At 57.6% G+C, this 18,241-nt stretch carries 19 protein-coding genes; 16 read left to right on the forward strand and 3 right to left on the reverse strand.

Annotated features, from left to right (window positions below; all coding sequences use genetic code 11):
- The first annotated feature begins 808 nt into the window (after positions 1-808).
- The 4 genes from BG83_RS0126020 (at position 809) to BG83_RS28165 (ending at position 2,626) form a co-directional block, all read left to right on the forward strand.
- On the forward strand, positions 809-1,015 hold the full coding sequence (locus tag BG83_RS0126020; protein ID WP_024979507.1) for a hypothetical protein: 207 nt from the start codon (positions 809-811) through the stop codon (positions 1,013-1,015).
- Entirely contained in the window at positions 1,012-1,728 is a 717-nt protein-coding gene (locus BG83_RS0126025; protein ID WP_024979508.1) for a DUF5677 domain-containing protein, read from the forward strand. Before BG83_RS0126020 ends, BG83_RS0126025 begins: the two co-directional genes overlap by 4 nt.
- 95 nt (positions 1,729-1,823) lie before the next feature.
- Complete coding sequence (locus BG83_RS0126030) at positions 1,824-2,297, forward strand: hypothetical protein (RefSeq protein WP_024979509.1); 474 nt, start codon at positions 1,824-1,826, stop codon at positions 2,295-2,297.
- A gap of 20 nt (positions 2,298-2,317) precedes the next feature.
- Entirely contained in the window at positions 2,318-2,626 is a 309-nt protein-coding gene (locus BG83_RS28165) for a hypothetical protein (protein ID WP_037032542.1), read from the forward strand.
- A 121-nt stretch (positions 2,627-2,747) separates the two neighbouring features.
- Here BG83_RS28165 and BG83_RS29600 read toward each other — a convergent pair whose 3' ends face one another.
- Positions 2,748-3,110 carry a hypothetical protein gene (locus BG83_RS29600; protein WP_156669044.1) on the reverse strand — a complete coding sequence of 121 codons (363 nt, stop codon included), beginning with the start codon at positions 3,108-3,110 and terminating at the stop codon, positions 2,748-2,750.
- Between the two features lie 160 nt (positions 3,111-3,270).
- On the opposite strand from BG83_RS29600, the gene BG83_RS0126045 reads away from it, so the two are divergent.
- The 3 genes from BG83_RS0126045 (at position 3,271) to BG83_RS0126060 (ending at position 5,200) form a co-directional block, all read left to right on the forward strand.
- A complete protein-coding gene (locus tag BG83_RS0126045) occupies positions 3,271-3,657 on the forward strand; it encodes a hypothetical protein (protein WP_024979510.1) in 387 nt (128 codons plus the stop codon).
- Positions 3,658-4,129: 472 nt separating this feature from the next.
- Positions 4,130-4,495, forward strand: a complete 366-nt coding sequence (locus tag BG83_RS0126055; RefSeq protein ID WP_024979512.1) for a hypothetical protein — start codon at positions 4,130-4,132, stop codon at positions 4,493-4,495.
- 153 nt (positions 4,496-4,648) lie between these two features.
- A complete protein-coding gene (locus tag BG83_RS0126060; RefSeq protein WP_231973512.1) occupies positions 4,649-5,200 on the forward strand; it encodes a hypothetical protein in 552 nt (183 codons plus the stop codon).
- Here BG83_RS0126060 and BG83_RS0126065 read toward each other — a convergent pair.
- Both BG83_RS0126065 and BG83_RS0126070 read right to left on the reverse strand, forming a co-directional pair.
- Complete coding sequence (locus BG83_RS0126065) at positions 5,189-6,106, reverse strand: hypothetical protein (RefSeq protein ID WP_024979514.1); 918 nt, start codon at positions 6,104-6,106, stop codon at positions 5,189-5,191. The genes BG83_RS0126060 and BG83_RS0126065 overlap by 12 nt on opposite strands.
- Before the next feature lie 3 nt (positions 6,107-6,109).
- Entirely contained in the window at positions 6,110-7,222 is a 1,113-nt protein-coding gene (locus BG83_RS0126070) for a type IV toxin-antitoxin system AbiEi family antitoxin (protein WP_024979515.1), read from the reverse strand.
- Between the two features lie 1,425 nt (positions 7,223-8,647).
- Between BG83_RS0126070 and BG83_RS0126075 the strand changes: the two genes are divergently transcribed.
- The 9 genes from BG83_RS0126075 to BG83_RS0126130 all read left to right on the forward strand — a co-directional run bounded on the left by BG83_RS0126075 (position 8,648) and on the right by BG83_RS0126130 (position 17,675).
- Positions 8,648-9,637 carry a hypothetical protein gene (locus tag BG83_RS0126075; RefSeq protein ID WP_024979516.1) on the forward strand — a complete coding sequence of 330 codons (990 nt, stop codon included), beginning with the start codon at positions 8,648-8,650 and terminating at the stop codon, positions 9,635-9,637.
- Positions 9,631-10,476: a hypothetical protein gene (locus BG83_RS0126080; RefSeq protein ID WP_024979517.1), complete on the forward strand. Its 846-nt coding sequence runs from the start codon at positions 9,631-9,633 to the stop codon at positions 10,474-10,476. Before BG83_RS0126075 ends, BG83_RS0126080 begins: the two co-directional genes overlap by 7 nt.
- Entirely contained in the window at positions 10,470-11,966 is a 1,497-nt protein-coding gene (locus BG83_RS0126085; RefSeq protein ID WP_024979518.1) for a hypothetical protein, read from the forward strand. The genes BG83_RS0126080 and BG83_RS0126085 overlap by 7 nt, the downstream gene beginning before the upstream one ends.
- Before the next feature lie 27 nt (positions 11,967-11,993).
- On the forward strand, positions 11,994-13,472 hold the full coding sequence (locus tag BG83_RS0126090) for a hypothetical protein (RefSeq protein WP_024979519.1): 1,479 nt from the start codon (positions 11,994-11,996) through the stop codon (positions 13,470-13,472).
- Between the two features lie 228 nt (positions 13,473-13,700).
- Positions 13,701-15,149 carry an Eco57I restriction-modification methylase domain-containing protein gene (locus tag BG83_RS0126095; RefSeq protein ID WP_024979520.1) on the forward strand — a complete coding sequence of 483 codons (1,449 nt, stop codon included), beginning with the start codon at positions 13,701-13,703 and terminating at the stop codon, positions 15,147-15,149.
- Positions 15,150-15,194: 45 nt separating this feature from the next.
- On the forward strand, positions 15,195-15,671 hold the full coding sequence (locus BG83_RS0126100) for a hypothetical protein (RefSeq protein ID WP_037032544.1): 477 nt from the start codon (positions 15,195-15,197) through the stop codon (positions 15,669-15,671).
- A gap of 810 nt (positions 15,672-16,481) precedes the next feature.
- The gene (locus tag BG83_RS0126115; protein WP_231973504.1) at positions 16,482-16,658 is read left to right on the forward strand and encodes a hypothetical protein; all 177 of its coding nucleotides are present in this window, start codon (positions 16,482-16,484) and stop codon (positions 16,656-16,658) included.
- Between the two features lie 379 nt (positions 16,659-17,037).
- Positions 17,038-17,274, forward strand: coding sequence for a hypothetical protein (locus tag BG83_RS0126125; protein WP_024979526.1), 237 nt, complete (start codon positions 17,038-17,040; stop codon positions 17,272-17,274).
- Between the two features lie 8 nt (positions 17,275-17,282).
- Complete coding sequence (locus BG83_RS0126130) at positions 17,283-17,675, forward strand: hypothetical protein (protein WP_024979527.1); 393 nt, start codon at positions 17,283-17,285, stop codon at positions 17,673-17,675.
- The last annotated feature ends 566 nt before the right edge of the window (positions 17,676-18,241 follow it).

The raw sequence follows: 18,241 nt of genomic DNA on the forward strand, positions 1-18,241 counted from the left end.
CCGAACACCTGACGTTTCTCAGAAAGGAACTGAACCGATGCATGCAGCGGCCGGATGGGCAGTACTTCGACCTTTCCGCAACGCTGGCTGAATCAGCTATCGCTAGTCGGGACAGCCCGAGAGAAGTTCAGTCTCATTCGCAGTCGCGCCCCCTGAGGGGCGAGCCAGCCGTCAGGAGTCTCGCAGAAACGAGTAGGAATCAGCGAACTTCAGTATCGAGTGACGAGGATTGGATCAATCCGCTGAATCCTCTCAACCCTTTCAGCCCACTTAATCCGCTCGCAGCCACGGTCAGCCCTTGGGCTTTCTGGAAAGCCGAGCCCGGACATCGGGACGAGAGCGATCGCCACTGTAGTAGTCCGAGCGACAACGGTGGCACATCAATCTCGTCGGTGTTCTCCCCCGGTGGCGATGACGACAGCCGGCGAGCCCCTGCAGACTGCTACACGCCGCGGGACACCGGTGACGGCGGCGGTTCAAGCGGTGGCGGTGATTGCGGCGGTGGCGGAGGCAATGATGGTGGTGGCGGAGGAGACTGTGGCGGAGGCGGTGGAGGTGACTGACGCTCGGGATGCACTGTTGCGAACGTTTGATAGCGCATGATGGTTCGCTGTGACCTGCAATGGAGTGGTCGCTGCAAGTTTTTCAGACTTGAATCCCGAGCGTGATTTCAGTGCCCCTTCTTTAGTGGGGCTACAGCAAACGTCTGTCTGCCCGAAGAGCTTGTGTGCGTGTGTGGGCTTGAGATGTCAGGGCATCCGGTTATGCTGCACCGAACGACTTTCGAATTAGCGTTTTAGGACCAATCATGTGGACAAAGGACCGGCGCGACGAACTCGCGAAGCTGCTGCAACTACTTCAGGATGCCAAAGATCTCAACAATTCTTCCGGAACGCTCGATAAGCTGCTGAAGATCAAAGCGGTTGCCGACGAGTTGACGACGGTCGACTTGGCTAACGATCGGACGAGCTTTGTGAAGTTTCTTCTGGGCGAAGTTGCTGCCGCCAAAACATGAGCGATATTCAGCAGAGGGGTTTTCTCTCCTCGGAACTAGAAGAGCAGAAGCGCCTCGCCCGGAGTCAATTCGCGGCGCAGTTCCGGGCATGTGAGTTGTGGTCCGAGAGGGCCGTTGGCATGCTGAATCAGTTAAGTCTGGACGGCAAGGCCGCTGCTTTCCTGTTTGCTGCCGGTTTCTGGATCCGATGCGTACGTTCTTGCCAGGGTGGCATCCTGCTTGCGGAAATGGGCATGGTGCCTGACGCGCTGACGCTGGCGCGCAGCGCAGTGGAAAGTCTTTTTCATGCGGTCGCGTTGGTGAGAAAGCCTGAGCTTGTGCAGCGCTTGGTCGAGCAGGATCAGTTGGAGCAAGGTAAGCAGGCCAACGGCATGTTGGCGATTCCAACTATCACTGCCCATCTGACGCCCGAGGTTCGGCAGGAAATTCAGACCATGATCGATTCCAGGCCTGAGAAACTGCGATCGTTTGGCGCGTACGAGGCTGCAAAGGCTGCGGACCTGGTCGAGTTGTACGAAACCATGTACCGGGGGTTCTCACGCAGCGGGGCTCACAGCACCTTGTACGCCCTCAATCATGAATTTGTAGAAGAGGCGGACGGGTCGATAACGCCGAATTTCGGCCCATGCTACGACGATGTGCCATGGGTGTTGGAGATGCTGGGTGAGTGTCTGAAGATCGGGCTTTCCCGCCTTACCGTTGATCTCACCTAGCGCCGCCTGTTGACCGCGATTCGGGAGACTCCGGTGTTCGCTGCCAACAACGAGACACGCCGGTCGGCCCGGCATTACCAAAGGATTCCAAAACAATGAAAATGAAGAAAACTACCGCTATCGGCCTATTCGCGTTGGGGACGCTCTGTGTCATTTTGGGGATGTTGCTCAAGCTATCCGGATGGATGGTAATACTGGGCTCGGGAGTGGCCCTGTTCAGCTTAAGCAAATTCTTGCGGAGCGTAGAAAGCGACAGGAACTTGAGAGCCATTGAGAGCGCATTGAATGATCTCGACGCCATAGTCGGAGGGCTGCGCATCATTGGACGCGACTCCGAACTCGTCGACTGGCGCAGGGTTGATCTCCCGACCGAACCGGGTCCGATTGAGGTGGCTCAATTGTGCCGTACAGCGAAAGGACAGTGGTTCGAATATTCGTTCTCGCTGAGTCGAACCCGGCGCATTTTCGGCGACCGCATGAGGCTTCTACTCGAAAGTGAGGCCCGAGGATGGCTGAGCTACAACGTCAAGCTCTATGAGCAAGTGTTTGGCGCAGTCGAACTGGCTTGATAAGGGCGAGGGACAGTTCCATGACTTTGAATGATGCGTTTGCTGCAGGCCTGAATGCCGCAGTACAAGACTGGCGAGCCAGCGGTGCAACCGATGTGGCGTTGGTAGGTGAGGGTGCGTCCCATATGCGCAGCCCAGCGGGTATCAGTCCGCTCGAGTCACCAACGCACTTCCAGATGTTGACGTTTGCCGAACTGGTGCTTGGTGAAGAACGTGCGAAAGCGGTGTCCAAAGGCGGCCAGGATCGGGCTGAATGGAATGGTTGCAGCGTGAGCGTCTTCTGCATTGATGAAGGCCAGTCGCTCCATGCAGCGATTCGTTTGATCTAGCCAGCGCGAGGACGCTCTTCGCGTTCATCCCGCCCCCTAGCAAGCGATGCCGCGGGGCGCTACCAGCGCAGGTGGGGTAGAGCTACCCGTTCGGGGGGTGATGCTATTTCCTGAGGAGAAGTTATATTTCTGTTTGGCAGGCCTCGAAGGAACGTTCCATCGTACCAAACCGGCGCTGCAGAGCAGATTTTTCGGGGATGGGATGAACGCGTGCGAGCTGATTTCGGTGTTTAGCGCCGCTGTGGTGCTCATTTTGCTTCTTGCGGTAGCGTCCGCGCCAGCACAGGGGCGCCACTTTTACGCCTATGCGCAATGTCAAAGGGTGATCGACACAAATGGGCTGGAGCGCGAGCATTGGTCGCTTGCCACTTTCAGGGCAAACACTCTTATCGGCCGAACCGTCGGCCGGATTTACATCGCGCTGGCGCACGTCCGTTTTGCCCATATGAAGCGGGCAGGAACCGTGGTGAGATAGTGCCTGCATCGGTGATCGCCATCTGCCGATGATCGGCGGTCTTACGATCCATGATCGTCACCACCTTTCGACCAAAAGCTGATGATCGGCGCTTGCAGGTCGGGCGCGAGATCCGAGAGGTGACATGACTACCTGGCGCGTGAGCGCCCCGAATCGGCCGGCTTGCCGAATGGAAATCGAGAATAAAATGAAGAGATATATTGCCCCGGCGCTGGCCACGATGTTCGTTGCGAGCGCGGCGTTCGCTGATGTACCTGAGCAGCTTCTCTACCTGCGCCAAGTCAGAGTCAGTGACGTTGTTGTCAACCTACCTACTCTGCAGAAGTCTGACGGCTCAGTGTGTATGAGCTATCTGTCCAGCACGTCGCGCGATTCGGCTGGGCGCCTTAACATCCGCGTCGATCAAATCTGCGACAAGCTCGGTAAGGCGCGCGAATCAGTTCTTTCTCCTGGCCAGATGGAAGTTCGTCCGGCCAATGTGCGTGGGTTAGAAACCGTGCGAAACGGTGACCTCCTGATTGAAGTGCCGCAGATCGCGTTGCCGGCAAGTATGTAAGGCTGTCAGGCGCATCGGCTATTGGCGCGACACACCCGAGCACTTAGAGGCTCACTACGTAGAGGGCATTCGCTGAACTCTATCAACGATTGGCGCGTGGCGCCCCGCGTAAGGGCCGGAAGCCCGGTATGACAGAAATTATGGTCAGTCGAATGTGCCTCCCGCCGGCGGAATTGAGCCAGTCCACGCGCGCCGAATTTATGGCGCTGCAAGTGACCGAGATAGAGTTTCTGCAGGCGGTGAATGTCGGCCATCAAGGGGGCTATGTTTCGTACTCCCAAGCCGGTTCATGCCCCCCCCTTGGAAATCATCGCTCCGTGCTCGGTTGCACGCGCACTTCCGGTACGGCGGCATTCGATGCCGTTCTGAAAGAGCATAAGAGTGGCTAATCCTCATAGCCGTACGCCAGAACTCAGGCAGTGAGCCTGGCGAGCCGAAGCGGCTCCATCGACAAATTGAAGGTGACGCAGGTATGAGCGATTTTTCGACTATCAAGATCGCGCAAGACTGCGATCTGTTTCCCGTGGCAGCCCGTACGGGCTGGTCCTTCCAGTCAAAGGATATGCCAGACGACGAAGAGTACTCATGCTGCGTCGACGGGGAGATTGACGCTACTGGACGCTTCGTCCGCATCGACGATCGCGGGCGTTTCTGGAATCCGGAACTGAACGGCTGGATTCATCTCGGCAGTGAGTTTGAATTCTCGCAACTCGAGTTGGTGTGCCGGTTCGTTGGCGGGCGAGTGGTCGAGGTGCGAGATGGGCACGGTGTGATGATTGAAGACGGTTCGGAGTTGCCTGGCGCGTACTGGTCTCCAAATGTCTGGGTCAGACTGTAATTGGCCTAGCCGTATCGGCTGGGCCTAAAGCAGCTCGGAATAGAGGGCATAGCCTCTCCTATCCTGGGCCTTGGAATTGCCGCGGGGCACGTCCAAGTCCTCAAAAGCCCAGCAAAACGCTGTCGAGCGTTAGCCTTTATTGCATCGGCCTTCGTGACCACGCAAACCGAACTGAAAAAGGGGATTCGGAGTGACAAGGAGATCTGCTTCATGTTTGTAAGCTCACGGCGCCATCGGCTTGAAACTGACAAGCTGACCTCCCAACTGCGGGAACAAGACCAGGTGATAGATGGGCTGGCGGCACGGATAGCGATGCTGGAGCGCACACGTCACGATTTCGTGGAAGAGATGCGCTACGTGCTCGAGTCTGGCGCTTCCGTCCTGGCCAGGGAGGATGAGCAGACGAGCGATGCACTAAGGACCTTGGGTCACGTTCTGCCTTACCTTCTCAGTGGAAAGCGCCACTGGAGCGATCCGGCCTTTCCGGAATCGGCGGCATCCGCTCGGGGCGAGGCGCAGAAGCTGGCTGAAGCGCACGGCTTTGTCCTGCCCAGTGATCCGGAGGAGGCAGTCAAAGCAATGTTGGCTCTTGCAATGATGCTGTTCACTCCAGAGCAGTCCTTGACGGTTGAGGGATTGCGAGTCCTTCATCCGTCTAACGCATGGCCGCTTGAGGAAGGCCAGTCGGACCGACTAATCGGCTGAAACAACGCTTCTGCGGGTGGCCTGGATGCTGTCAAGCAACGCTTGGACGAGGCCTGAAGCAAAGCGCTGTTCACGGACGAGATCATCGTCATCTCCGCTATCGCCGTAGAAGTGCGCGAACGAAATCGGCCCCAACTTAAGGTAACCCTCGCCGTGCTCATCATCACAAAAGCGAAGGCGCAGGGCTTCTAGGCCAGCTTGGATCGCACCAGGGTGGAGCCCGGACTGCTCCCGGTCCACGAACATCTTGGCTACCTCTTCTGGCGTGCCGGCGTAACGCAGAACGTGGATAAGGTCCGCCGCATCCTTGTTCTCGTGGCGATCGTCCAGTGCCAGCGCCTTCAGAATGATGAAGGCCGGAACGTCTGCGAACCGCACCGTTTCAGTCGACGTCCCAGCGCCGTCAAGTAGCTCGGCGGTGACTACACGTTCCTGGTACCAGTCGTGAACGATCCCGACGTACTGGACGGTCAATGCCGAAACGCGCTCGCCGTCGATGCTTACAGGCCTACCAGGATTCGCTTCCCCGGCATCTTGTAGGAATTCGATCACCACGTGCAGGTGTTCGTCCACTTTCCGCTTCCAACGCCACGCAGTGGACTTGCCTTCGGCATTCACGTGCCGCTCGAAGCCTCGCTTCTTCAACTGATCGGCTAACGATGCGTAGCCCTCACCGTCAGCGAGCACCCGAATGTTGAGGACTACATCGACGTCGGACGTACCGGCGTGAGCTGGCACATCCGGCGGCGCAGCAGGAGTGAGGTAGCGGGGCACCAGGCCACCAACAAGTCGCAGTGATTTTTTGAGGCTGCCGAATGCCCCCATAAGCGTGAGCAATGCGCGTTCGCAGGCAATGGTCACCTCGGGTTGATAGCCGGCGGCACTTGTCGGTTTGATTGCAGACATGGATTAGATCCCCAGTTTCTCTAGTAGGTGTGCGGCCAGTTCTTTGTTGCGACCTCGGCCGTCGAGCAGATCCAAATAGAGGATGAACGGACTCGCTGAGTGGGCCTCATACAGCGGATGGACTTCGCTGAACATGAGGCTCGCGCCGGTGCGCTCTATCAGGGTGACGTTGTGTCCCTTGCTGACGGGCTTCAGCCTCAAGGCGTCAGCTAGCTCTTGAACGCGATTGGGCGGCACGATGATTTCAGCGGTATCGACGCTGGTAAGAAGCGGTGCGAAATCATTGGCCGCTGCGGTACCAGTGAACGCCCATGGGAAGTTGGTCCCCGACTTGTCGGCCTGCGCAGATAGCTCAAAGATCAGGTTTTTTGGGTTCTGGGTGAACACGTAGTAGCGGTGCCGCTGCTCCTTGCGCTTTGTCCATTGCTCCGCCCATGCATCGAGCAGTCGTCGCGGTTGCGTGAGCATGCGGCGGAGGGTGCGGCCGGCTCCGCTCGACTCGCACCACTCACGACGTTCGAGGTCCTGCAAAACCAATGAGCACGTGTACTGAGACGCTTGGGAAACCCGAGCGAGTTCGCTGCCCGTGAGCCATTCGCCACGATGCATGAGCAAAGCGTGGACGACCATCTCCCTCGCATCCGTGAAGAGTGTAGTTGCCTCTCTCTTTGCAACAGTGAGCGGCGGACGCTCTATGTCGAGCCACCAGTGGTGCCGGCGCAGGTGCAGATTGCCATTTCGCTCAAAGTAGGCAATCCCTCGATTCCGAAGTTGCTCGCGGGCGCCTGGACTAAGCGCCTCGGCTGCCACCATGGGAATGATTTCCATATCGGGACCAGCAGCCAGCTTGTATTCTTCGAGCCGCCACACCGCGCCTTGGATGTCGCGTGGGTAGGCGTGGCGGAGCGTTTCGACCGCAATATTGAGAGTTTCGCCGGCCGCCTCCAGCCTTAGAAGAAGATCGAGCCGGATGCCTTGGCCCGTCTCCACTTCGTCTGCGCGACTGACGATCCTGCCGTTGGTCCTTTCGGTCAATGCGATGCAAAGGAGGTCACCCATCTCGTACTGGTGTGCGAGACGAGTGCTCTCTGCTGCGGATTGAGGATCTTCGATCATGTGAAGACGGATTCGTTAGTTTTGCTGTACAGCAAAAGTACCTAGGATGGCGTTAGTTTAGCAAAAATCGCTAGTTTTGCTGTACAGCAAAACTAAAAGGTGACGCTTTAGTTTAGCGGGAAGCGCTGCTTTTGCTGCTAAAAGTGGTTCGTGAGGCACTTACGTGATCGTGCTGTACTGGGATTGCGCCGCATCCCGGTAAGCAGTCGCCTAACGTGGGTCATGTGGCGCTAAGTTCACTTCAGGCCCGATGTGACCAATAACGCGTTCGCACCTAGCGGCGCAGTTGTTCGGTCACCGGTCCCCGGATTCGAAGGGGCTTGGACAAACCTTCTCCAAATCCGAAGTCCGGTAGAGAACTGATCGTTACGGATTCGGGGCCAACACTGGCCAAGCCCTTCGAGCATTCCGAATTTTGACGCGGGAATTCACGAGCTGTAGTCGCGGCTATCAGGGGCTGCGTTCCTCATGCGGCACCAGTGAGTTCCGTTCGGGCCCTCGTAGGCGGTCGCACTAAGCCGCCGATGAGGCAAAAACCCAAACGCAATTCCCAATAGCGCTGCCCACGGGTCTCTCGATCCTCGCTCTGGAGTAGCGTGCAGACAACACCTGCAACGAGCAGATGTAAAGCGCACGCAGGTGCTTAAGAAATGTGGTGTGGTTGAGATGAAACAAAACAAGTTCCTGACAAGAACTAATGTGGCATACTCTGCCCTGTGCAAGTCGGAGCCATTGACCCGTTCGTCCATGGACCCTCTCACCTGATGGGCGAATAGGCCTCGATTTGTGCAACCCGCAGGTTCTACGGCGATCCCCATCTGTCGTCGAGAATCATTCCCCCGCGTCGTGCTGAGAAGCGCGACGTTTTTTTTTGAGCTTTTGGGCCTCAATTTGTGTGTCAAAGGGCACTAGACCTGATTCCACGCACGCCATCGAGCTCAGGGTTTGCTGGGCCGGTAGATCCGATAGGTAGCCTCGTTTCCGACCTTCGCGCACTCTCTGGCGTTAAGTCGGTCGCGCACGAATCGTCTACGCGAGAAACCAAGATTCCCCTCGTGCTTGGTGTTCATAAATTCGTGATGGGAAGTAAAATGGTTGGTCAATGAGGGCGGTTACTTCTTGGGTCTGGGGCGTAAGGAACTAGATAGGTGGCGTTGCTAGAAAGTCCAAGATTCCAACTTGGAGTGCAGCGGCCCCGCGTGAGGTGGCTCCATCAAAGTCAAAGGGGCTGCAGCCGAAGCATCGGATTGGTGTGACGCCAATGATCGATTCCCGATTGGAGCCCGAACCCGGCAAGGGTACGAATACCGAAATTGGCGTCGTCCCATTGAGTCACCGGCCCTAGAACCTGCGATGCGTCTCCGTATATTGAGTCCACGTAGGTATGTGCTGGCGAAGGCATGGCGCGACACAAGGGACCGATTCATGGAAACGAAATACGGCGGCCTGACCGTCAATCAACTTAGCGATCTTCTCGCCGGCGTAGAGGGTGCGCCAACAAACATCGCGGGGATTCTCGGAGGAGGGGTCAACGCGATCGCTGTCTTACGTGACCTAGTTGCGGCTGCAATGGGTCAGGCTGCAGGAGACGGACGCAGGCACGCTGAATTGTTCCTGCCCGGTACGGTGACGCCACAGCAGGCTGCCGACGTTGAGAGCCCCTTCAACGCCTGCAGGAATCGGGAGGCCTGCCTCGAAATGCTTGTTCGCGAGCGCGCAGCCGCCGACATGCCTTCCCACGGGTTGGACGGACGTGCTTGCGAACACTGCATCGACGGACATACGGAGCTGACATTCGAGGGTGGGAAGTTCTCGAGCAACTGCGACCATTGCTGTGCCGACAATGACGATGCCATGGTGGACCGACTCAATCAACTGGTCGAGAACTGGCTAGCGGACCAAAAAGGCATGCCTCAACCCGAGCCCGCTAGGACTGGTGTTGGCGTGTACTGTCAGCCAGGCGATCAGCGAGATCCTCGTTGGCTCTTGATGTTCGATGACGCCGAGCGAGGAGCATGCAACTACGACAGCGAACATGAAGCGCGTCGGATGTTCGCGATCTCCGAAGGGAATGGCTGGAACTGTTGGTTGTTCTCACCGACCCTGCGGGCTTTCAGTGCAAATCAGTTCGTCGGCGCCGTCGAGGCCGCCTGCGTAACGGTCGATCGTTACGTGCTCATAGGAAGTGATCCGACGAACCCCACCCTGATTCAGCGTTGCCCGCAAGCCGGCGGCGCTGACAAATGGAAGGTGCAGCGCATGGACGAGTGCCTCAACAAACAGGGGGAATGGGAGCCGGAGATGCTTCCCAGCAATCGCGGCAATGCCTACTTGTCACGATGCCGGTACGACAGCGCCAAAGCCGCCATCGAAGCGGCTATCACTTCCGGACAAAAGGAGAGCCGTGCATGCTAACCGACGATCAGAAACTGAAGGCCGCACTCGAAGCGTACCTGGATGAAAGCGACGGCATCACAGTCTGGATGCCAAGCGAAGTCGTGCATGCGATGCTGTCGCGCGTGGGTTCTGAGGCTGTGACGGTACCGATCGACATGGTGCTGTTATGTCCGAAGTGCAACACCCAGCATATCGATGCGGCGGACGAGCCCGGCACGGCTATGGCTGGCGTACCGCGCTGGACCAATCCTCCGCACCGGTCCCATCGTTGCCATAACTGCGGCCATCAGTGGCGGCCTTGCGATGTCGAGACAAATGGCGTCAAGGCGGTGAAAACGAAAGGCAAGAACGATTCCCCAATCGTTGAATGCGCTGATCGTCCCGCGGCTTCTGTGTCGACCTCGATCTGGAAAACGACCCACAAGGCCGTGTGCGTCCCCATCACTGAGGACAGGGATGTCGCCGAACAGTGGAAGGCAAATGGCTATGAGGTGATTGCATACAGCCCGTGTTCGGAAGCGCAACCAACACCTACGGATACACGCAAAGCACTGTATGACCTGATCCACGGTGTACTGAGCGAGCACAGTCTCTCGTACACGTGCGATGACATCGACGAGAAGTATCCCCTTGTCGACAAGCTCTCCGCGCCCGGCGACTGCTCGACTAAGACGGGTCGGGAAGAAGTTGCCTTGATCGCCGAGGCAGTACTCGACGTCCTTCCGACGACGATCAGCTTGTTGAAGCCGGTTGTTCAAGCACCTGAGCTGGCCATCAATGGACCGATGGCCGCTTCCAACGGACAAGCACCAGAACAAGTCGCCAAATCGACAACCATGGAGAAGCGCTCATGCTGACTGTCACCGAGAAACTTAAGGCCGAACTCTACGATGCTGTCTTGAAGGCGGCCGAAGCCCTCGGCCCGGACGTTGTCATCAAGGCGCTGTGCCCAAATCACCTTGAAGATTACCGTCGGCACGTCGAAGCAAGCATGGTCGGTATCGCCGGCGGCATGCCTGGAACTAGCGGGTTCACCATGGCGTGCTTTGAGGCTGCAAAGGTGCCAGTCGGAACCCATCTGTACATCCAGCCCATCGCTGATCTGGTGAGGGCTGACGAAAACGCAGTGGATACCCTTCTAATGATGGTCCCGGAAGTAGCGACTGTCGAACGGCTGGTCCACGATACGGGCGGGGTTGCGCCTGAGCAGGTAGAAGCGGCGTTTCGGTCAATTGCCAAGGCGGCACTGTGGCGCACGCCTTCGGCACGGTACATCCGCCAGCACGCGCTTGGCGAAGCTAAGCGGGCAATCGAGGCGCTCTCTGGAACGAGGTGGGTAAGCCTGGAAGCTGCCGGCGAGTGCGCTGACGCCATCGGAAAACTGGCCGACGATGAGGGCGACGCCAAATCCGGGGAGGAAATCCTCGTGTGCATGCCGCACAGGGACGCGATCAAGCTTGAGCTGGAGTCGTCAGGGGCGGACGCACCGCGTTTTGTAGTGCATTTACCTGCGCACGTGGTGGAACGATCGCCAGAATTTCGCATGATCCCGGTTACCGACCGCTTCCCCGCGTACGACGAGAAGGCGAAAGTGATTGGCTTTACCCAAGATCACGACTACGGCGGCGTCCGGTTTCACCATATGAAGGTGTCCGATTTCTACGAGTGCAACCCTGACGACGGGGAGCCGGGCACCGGGTTGGCACGCAACGTAACGCACTGGATGTATGAGCCGTGGCCCGTGGCGAGCGATGCTAAATCGCACCAGCCCGGGCGAAGCGGAAATGCTGAAGTGCTTCAGATCATTAACGAAGAGGCCGGCCGCACTTTGTCGCGCGAAGACTTCGACCTTTGCAAGAGAATCGCAAAGCGAGTCGCGGCCCTTAAGCCGCAACCTTGTGACCAAAGTCCTGCAATTGATTGGCGCTTTCTGGCCAACGAGTGGGCGGATGTGGCCACCAATGGCCTGCAGTGGTTGCGCAACATCAAGGATAACGTGTCGCAGCCAGCTCAGGCTCTCGAAAACATGGAGAACTGCGTCGAAGGGGTCATGAAGTTGCAAGAGGGTTTGCACGAGACCTCCCGCCTTGAGCACTTGAGCGCCGACGTCATCAAGTTGATGTCCACGCAAACCACTATCACGCTGCGCCAAACGGAGGCCTTGCTAAAGTTCTTCGGCGGGTTCGACTTGGAAGTCGCGATCGCCCGTTACAAGGATGGTCTCATTGCCTGGGACGTGCACTCCCCGGAAAAAGGCGGCTCATTTCTTGGACCCACTGCAGTCGACGCTGAACATGCGCTGCACCGTCGCGAGCGGGAAGCGGCACATCAGGTCGTGCTCAACTAAGTACTGGACAAAACGCGAGGGAACGAAATGCTGACGAACTGTCCGGAACGGGTCTTTCTTCAAATTGGAGATGATTGCCCGCGTGATGCAGATTTCGAGGCTCTTAAGCACGTCACGTGGTGTGCGCACAGTGCCGGAGGGGGCGATATCGAGTACTTGCGCGCCGACGCCGTAGCTGCCGCCGTATTCAAGGTCCTGGCGGATGTAGAAGCTCTCGCATGCGCCCGGAATGCCCCTGAGTTGGCAGGTTTCGAAATGGCGCTTGAGGAGGTGCGCGCGCGCCTCGGTACGTCGGAACTCCAACTCACGGAAATGCTTGGTGAGCAGGCGACGGCGCGGGAAAGCCAAGCTGTGATCGCGGCCTACCTGTCCCATGCATCGGCGCAGGTCTTACCGTCCGGTCCGGAAATATTGAAGGCTCTGTGGGGGGGCAGTACCGAGCCATCGGCCGAGGAAGTGGGTGACCCGGTCGATTCCGGCCCCGGCCCGCAGGCCGAGCCGATGGAGCTCACTAACGACGACGTCCTGACGATTTTCGCAAACACCAGGGGCACCACTGCGAGCGACTACCTACTCAAGGTGGCCAAAAGCATCATCGAGCGGTCGCCATCCGCGGAGACTCCGGTTGATTCATTAACTTGGGCCGCTGTTGCCCGGGCGCTTCTAGCTTCAGAGGGGGCATCGGCGAGCGAGCTCATCCACGGGGCAGCGAAGCATGCTGCATTCCCATCAAAGTGCCCCATTACGCGCCGGGATTTCTTCATGGTGTTGGAACATCCCGAGCTGGGCTTGCTCCCGACCTATGGCGGGCCACTCGATAGCTACACCATCCCAGAGATGGAGGGCGAGCCCACCGAAGAGCTCCATGAGCGTAGCCTGTTTGTCCACCGGTATGACCACGATCGTGGCGAATGGGTGGACGACGAGTCAATCAATCTGCGCGTGATCGAGGAAAGCGTCCTGCACGAGTTGCAGCAGACTGCACCCATCTCTTGCTGCAAGGGGCATGAAGCCAACGCGGCCGCTACGTCGGAATCGATTCCGGCCCAGCGGGCGAATGCAGAAGCGCTGCAAAAGCTATTCGAAATCTTCGGCGTAGGACCGGCGGCGAGAACGCTGCCGATCCTTCTCGCGAATGCAGCCAATGCGCAACGCCGATCTTTGTGCTTGGCGGCGGTAGAGCGGGCGTTTTTCACTGTTGAGTCGGAATCAGACGAAGGGACCGACGAGCCTGGTGAGGAGTGCCAACTCAATTGGGGGGCGGAGCCGGAGGCCTATATCGAGCAGTTCCGTTCGGAATTGCAGCACTTGATCGCAAAGACGTTGGCGACGCGGCGCAACAACGCAGCGTCACTTGAGGCACTCGACATTCCAGGCCTGCGAAGTGCGATCCGAATGTTCACACCCAACATGCGCGATTGGATTGGGAAGGTGCTCGACAGATTGGAAGCCGTCGACAAAGGCGACGCCGATTGGGCTACCGTTCGAAGTGGGTCCGAAGCGTAGTAGTCCCTCATTATCTCGGGAGTTTTCCGGCATGAGGCGGTGGTACGAGTGCTGGAGCGACTAGGCGCTCGGCACCGCTTCCTGATTGCTTCCCGCATTTCGCGGATCCGTGCGGGCTTGTATTCACATCAAGCCGCGGCATGATGGCTTCAATCGCAAACGCCGCGCCGCACCCCCACGTCAACCCAGAGGTAGATGCAGAGTGCCAGGTGCCTAGAGGAACTCGCAATGCCCGAACAAACGATTGATCATCAACATTCGCACATCGCACAAGTAGATCTGGCGCGAACAGAAGCGGTAGAGCGGTTGCATCACGCGACGGCTATCTACACGGCAGCCCCGGTCGTCGATGACCTCCTTGGTCGGCTTGACTGGCCACGTGATGGGCGCAAGTTGGTCGATCCAAGTTGCGGTGACGGAATGTTCCTTGAGCGTGCTCTTGGAAAATTGCTTGCCGCCAGCGGCCAGGCTCGTCCGAGTGTTGACAGTCTGCGGGCCCAAGTCGAAGGTTGGGAGGTTCACGCAGGCGCGTGCATCGAAGCACGTGCGCGAGTAGCGGCTACGTTAAGCCGACATGGCTATGACCATACCCTTGCCACCGAGGCGGCTGAGTCGATGGTTCACAACCGCGATTTCCTCACAGAAGGGCCTCGAACACCTACTTACCATGCGGTGGCCGGCAATCCTCCATATTTGCGCTGGGTGAATGTCCCGCGTGTTCTGCAGGACGAATACTCCAGACACGTTCCGGCGTTCGCTGCCTATGATCTTCTGCATAGCTTCTTGGAGCGCTGCAGTCGATCCATCCATCCCAATGGCCAGATCGGTCTGGTGACTTCGGATCGATGGCTCTTCAATTCCGGTGCGTCGCAGCTGCGAGCAGAATTGGGGGCCCGACTGGCGATTTCCCATCTTGAGCGCTTGGATGCCGGCTCTGTGTTCTACCGCCCCAAGAATCGTCGCGCTGGAACGCCGCCACGAATCCACCCAGTTTCTGTCGTGTTGAATGCAACAGCAAAGTCGGACGAGGGCTCCGAAGTTCTCCAGGACGTCCGTGTCCTAACCGAGAGGCCCATCTATCCAGGCGTTGATGAAAGCCGCTACGAGGGCATGCCTACGCTTGAACAAATCGCCGAGGTACGAATTGCGCCGTGGCTTGGGACTCCAGGAATTTTCGTCGTGGACGAAGACGTTGCCGCACAACTACCTGGTGAGTATTTGGTGCCGGCCGTTGATACCGACGATATCGACGGTGGCAGTCTTGGAGTGCCTAAGCGATTTGCGATAAAGACTGAGCCGGGCGAACAGCCTTGTCAGGTCGTGATGGAGCATTTGCAGCGCAATATGCACAAAATGGCAGCTCGCGGCAGGCGTGGGGTCTTTTGGATGCCACCGGAGACGTTTCACCGCATGGATTTGTCCTGTGAGTCGCTATTGGTGCCGAGGATCGCGACATCGCCAAAGGCTGTGCGCGTGCCGCCGGGAATCTTGCCCATCAACCACAACCTGAGCATCGTTTCTGCTGAGCCGGGAGTGCTCAACCGTGTGGAGGCGGCGCTGCGCTCGCCGCTCGCGGCGCAGTGGGTACGTGACTTTGCGCCGCGCTTGGAGAACGGCTATTTCTCACTGTGCACCACATTGCTTAGGAAGATGCCGATCGACGTGTCTTCCGCTTGAGAAAATCATCGGGATATTGCCAGTGCCACGTGACAGACTGTGACGATGCAATCGATCATCATCAACCCAACCGATGAGCAGGAGCTCTCTCACCCTAATGGCATCTTCGTTTACGTTGACGAAGACGTAGACGGTGTCCTAATGGGGCTCCATGAACGTTTTGCCCGCCGATCCTTTGCTGCATGGGCGGGCCGCACCCGCAACGTGTTCCAGATGCGGGGCGGCTATGTCGTCAAATTGCCCAAGAACTTTCTTGGAATCCGGGACAATGACTGGGAAGGGTCCGTGTCGAACGCTCCGGAAAGTCTAGGCTGCGAATGGCATATTCAGTATCCCCGGACACGCTTGGCCGTGTTCGATGAGGTGCCGGTCGTCTTCATGGAGTTCGTGAACCCGCTTTCCAGCCAGGAAATTGTGAGTCGATTTGGCCATGAGCCTGACTGGGTGATGAGCGTGGATGGAGGCCAAGTCGGAGTCAATCGTGCTGGACGCCTTGTTGCCTATGATTACGGAGTGTGCTGAACGGGACCGGGATGCGCCGCGGTTAGCCGTTTCAGCGTTCAAAGGCAGCAGAAGATGGGCTTGATGCTCAAGTGAAGGGGCATTTTCGTCGATAGTGTCCATTGCGCTATACGCGACCACTCGGTATCTGTCGGGGTAACACAACTCTGGCAGGCCGAACTTGTGAGAAACGGGTGATGAGTGTTTTTGATGTTGCCGCTGTAGGGCTGGTTGTCTTGGCGATTGGTGACGTCGCCTTGCTGCTTTTCAGTCGGGAATCCAAGTGCGATTGGGCTTTGCGCTTGACCCTTGCTGCCGCGCTCGCTGTTGCGGCGCTACTGATTCAACAGCGGGACTTTTCTGTTGGCATTTGGGGACTTCTCGTTGTCCTGGCAGGGTGCTGTCAGGCCGGGCTGATATGGCGCCGGGTCGCCGACGTCAAACGAGGTCAACACTAGAGGGAAGACACGAATGGATGAGCTCTTCGAAAAACTCTTGCGCTTCACCTATATTCAGGTGGTCCTGTGCTTGCTTGTCCGCGTGTTCCAACCAGACTGGTACGTGGAACATCCTCTTCATGCAGTGATATTTGCTACTGCACTTGCTGCATGTGTCTTTGAGGTGGTCTCGGGCATCTTGAGGGCTGCGGCTCACCAGCACACAAACCGACAGCCTTGAGTGCATCTGGAAGCTTTGCGGTGGATGGACTTTGTTTCCGCGTCGATTCAGCCAAAGCGAACCTATAAGTGGCGAGCGCATATGAAGAAGTCAGATTCGTCGGGGCAACCGAAGCCGCCACGGCGGGATTGCAAGCAAGCGAGGATATGGAAGATGTACTACGAGGCGATGGCCAGATGGTACGAGGCAGCGGCCGATACGGTCGCCGTTACGTTTCCAGATTCCGAGGCCGTGCGCTTGGCCAAAGAGGATGCGTCGAGGTTTCAGGACGGCGCACGGCAAATTTCGATGCGTACTCATCCGAACATCGTTTCAGGCACCTGGAAGTAGGCTCAGAGGACTTTCATATGTTGATGCAATTGTGGGATCGACTTGCAGGGCGCAAGAGTCTGCCGAAGGGCTTTGTAGTACTTGGACCAGATGGCATTGCGGCTTGGGACATCGATAGTGACGTCCCACTGATGCCTACGCGCTGGTCGCGCTTGTCATTTGCCCTGACTGTCAGGCAGACGCAGAAGATGACCACTTCCGAGATTGACGCGCACATTGAAAGGTTCGCCTCGCCAGCGGTGAAGGAGCGGCGAGCACTGATGAACGTCGCCCTTTCAGAGCGAAATCACCGACTGGCAATGGAACGATTGATAGCGACGAATAGCCGACAGGGGCGGCAAGAATCGGCGATACCCCGCCGGACTGCATAGGATACGACGTGGAAATCGCTGAGCTTCTTGATACGGTGACCGGCTTCGGAAATGGGTTTGAAAGGGTCATTGAAGCGAACGGTATGACACAGAAAGAGTTGACCGCCTTGCTGTTGGATCACAACGTCGAGAAATGTCCATGCTGCCACTGGTACACGGATAGCCATCAACTGTTGGACGACAATGGTGTTGTGGATGGATACTGCGACAACTGTCGGCAGTACGATAAGCCGACTGAACAATAGGAAATTGTATGCGGGTCCTCATTCATTCGGCCTCACTTGGAACATTGCTCTATCACGCGTTCGATACGGCATTGTTTTCGACCATGCATCAGCCAATCGACCATGCGATGACGTTTGCGGACGAGGCAACTGCCCGAGCGTACGTTGAGGCTATCAAGAACAGCACTTCGAACTTTGTCGAGTGCTTTCCGGAAGATCTGTCATTCCCCGAAGTTGCTACCTCAGCGTCCAGCGCATCTATCGCAGAATGCGTAGCTGCTGGCGTTCCCGCCTGGCAGCCGAGTCCCGCTGTGCCGTATGAGTTCAACTTCCATACTGGCGATGTCGGGCATACCGTTGTGTACGGTGCGGTCCGTGCGGGAAAGTCGTTTTTGCCCCCGAAGCAGGATGGCCGACCGTGAGCTGGAATCCAAGCTCATCAACGTGCAATCGCTGATGGTCTCTGCATCTGGAGTACAACCGCAAGGCTTCCAATGGGTCTCATGACTATCGCTTCAATCGTCGCTGTCGCTACCTCAGGCGCGCTTCTTCGTTGCGCTTGGCACGCCTTTGAGGAATACAGAGTGCGTCGAAAAGCCCTTGCAATGATTCGGCAGCGGCTTCCGGGCCTTAAGAGCATTCCGCTCAGTCGTACTGATAAGCGCGGCTTCGAGAATGGTCCAGACGGTTGGATGCGTCCCCGTTAAGGCAGGGGCACGCGATGTCAAGCAGACGCCCACCTCACTGGGGAGAGCCGCTATCTCCGTTCTGCGAACACGGACCGGGGACGGACTGCCAGCATTGTAGAGGGGTATTCCCTTTCCCTGCAGATCCACTACCGCACCAAACAGGGTACAGGCCGAATGAGAAGCATGATCCCGTCACACAGAGCTGTGAAATTTGAGCGTGACAGCGCAGTCGCGCAGGATGCGGCTAGACGATACTGGCAAAAGGTGCCACAGCTTCTTGTTGGGAATTTCGTGCTATC

This window comes from Ralstonia pickettii, assembly GCF_000607165.1.
Classification (GTDB): Bacteria; Pseudomonadota; Gammaproteobacteria; order Burkholderiales; family Burkholderiaceae; genus Ralstonia; species Ralstonia holmesii.